General features: G+C 72.0%; 2 protein-coding genes. Both read left to right on the forward strand.

What is annotated here, in order from left to right; genetic code table 11:
* Window positions 1-117: 117 nt before the first annotated feature.
* The gene (locus B1A78_RS21640) at window positions 118-1,395 is read left to right on the forward strand and encodes a DUF4255 domain-containing protein (protein ID WP_077148891.1); all 1,278 of its coding nucleotides are present in this window, start codon (window positions 118-120) and stop codon (window positions 1,393-1,395) included.
* On the forward strand, window positions 1,392-2,003 hold a 612-nt coding region (locus B1A78_RS21645; protein ID WP_218668025.1), incomplete at its 3' end, for a hypothetical protein. The genes B1A78_RS21640 and B1A78_RS21645, both read left to right, overlap by 4 nt.

The raw sequence follows: 2,003 nt of genomic DNA on the forward strand, positions 1-2,003 counted from the left end.
CGAAATCCATATCGGCAGCATCGAGGTTCGCGCCGCGCCGCTCCCCGCCGCGCCCGCTGCTCCGGCGGCGCCGGTATCGACCTCGCTCGACGCGTTCCTTGCACAGGGGAGGGGCCAATGAGCAATTTCCGCGCGCTCGCCGTCGTCACCGCGACGCTCGAACATGTGCTCCAGGATGCCGCGAACCAGGCGGTGGGGCAGGCCGACGTTCGCGTCGGCGCGCCGACCGCGAAGCTCGCCGAGGACGGCAACCCGCTGATCAACCTCTTCCTCTTCCGCGTCCTGCCCAACACCCAGCATCGCAACGACCATTTCCCCTCGCGCGACGGCGCGGGCACGCAGCGCGCCCGCGCGCGCGTCCATCTCGACCTTCATTATGTGATCAGCTTCTATGGCGACGCCGCCAAGTTCGAACCCGAACGTCTTTATGGCGCAGCCGCGCTCGCGCTCGAACATGCCCCCGGCCTGTCGGTCGCCGCGATGGAGGCGGCGATCGCCGACAATGCGAACCAGGCGATCCTCGCCGCGTCCGACCTCGCCGCCGAAGGGCGCGCGATCGGGCTCGAACCCGAACAGCCGTCGCTCGAGGACTGGTCGAAACTCTGGTCGGTCTTCTTCCAGGTCCCCTATGCGCTGTCGGCGACCTATGTGGTGCGCAACATCGCGATCGAGACGCAGGACGATCCCGGGCCGCCGCTGCCCGTCGCGACCCCCGAAATCTATGCCGCGCCGATGGGACCGCTGCAGATCCGCAGCATCGGGCCTTCGGCGGGACAGACCGGCCCCGCGCCATGGGGCGGCACGCTCCATCTCACCGGCACCGGCATCGCGCGCTTCGGCAACAGCCTGCGCATCGACGGCGAACCGCTGCCGCTCGACGAGGATGCGATTGCCGGCGATGCGCTCGCGCTCCCGCTCGATGCCGCGCTGTTCGGCGGCGCGCTGCCGAAGGCGGGCGCACATCAGCTCGAGGTCGTCGCCGCGCCCGTCGATCCGGGGATGCCCGAACGGCTGCGGCGCGGGTCGAATGTCGTTGCCTTCGCGATCCTGCCGGTGATGACGCAGATCGGGGCGGCGACCGGGCCGGGAAGCGCCGCGGGCCTGCGTTCGGGCACGGTCACCGTCGACATCGACCCGCCGCTCCGCGCCGGCCAGTCGGCGACCCTGCTGCTCAACGCCTTCGGCCCCGGCCAGCTTGGCAATGCCGCGATCGAGGCGACCGCGCCCGCGGCTTTCCCCGCGAGCCAGCTCGTCTTCGCCTTCACCGATCTGGCCGCCAGCGACTATCTGGCGCGCGTCGATGTCGACGGTTTCGCCTCGCAGCCCGAGGTCGGCACCGATCCCCAGCTTCCGACTTTCGGCCGCATCACCGGCCCGCTGGTCGACCTGTCATGACCGGCGCGGCCAAATTGCGGCCGCTTGCCGATGCCTTCCCGGCCGTTGCGGGCTGGCTCGACGGCGGCAAGGCCGCGCCGCCGCGTACCCGCGCCGATGTCATTGCCGAACGCTTCGGGCTCGACGCGTTCGGCCGCAACCTGCTGCTGCTCGGCGCGTGGGCCGCGCTCGACCCGGCGGCGGGCGACAAGATCGCGGCGCTCCATGGCGACCCGCGCCGCACCGCGCCGTCGCTGGGGCTGGCGCTGGTCAAATTGCCCGGCGGCAACTGGTCGGCGCTCGGCGCCGATGCGCCGCTGCGCGGTTTCGGGCTCGTCCGCATCGACAGCGGCGAGGGGCTGGGCGGGGCGCCTTTCGCGCTCGCCGAATCGTTGCTCCTCGCGCTCGTCGATGCGCCGTCGCTGACCGAGGAACTCGCGCTCCAGGCGCGCCGCGTCGCGCCGCCCGCGACGCTGTCGCCCTCGCGCCAGCGCCTCGCCGATGCGGTCGAACTGCGGATCGCCGGCGAACCCGACATGACGCTGCAGCTCTGCGGCGCCGACCCGCTGGGGAAGGAACAGGCGGCAGCCGCCGCGCTCGCGGCGGTCAAGCGGCCGCTCTATGCGATC

The organism is Sphingopyxis sp. KK2, assembly GCF_001990265.1.
In the GTDB taxonomy this organism is placed as follows: domain Bacteria; phylum Pseudomonadota; class Alphaproteobacteria; order Sphingomonadales; family Sphingomonadaceae; genus Sphingopyxis.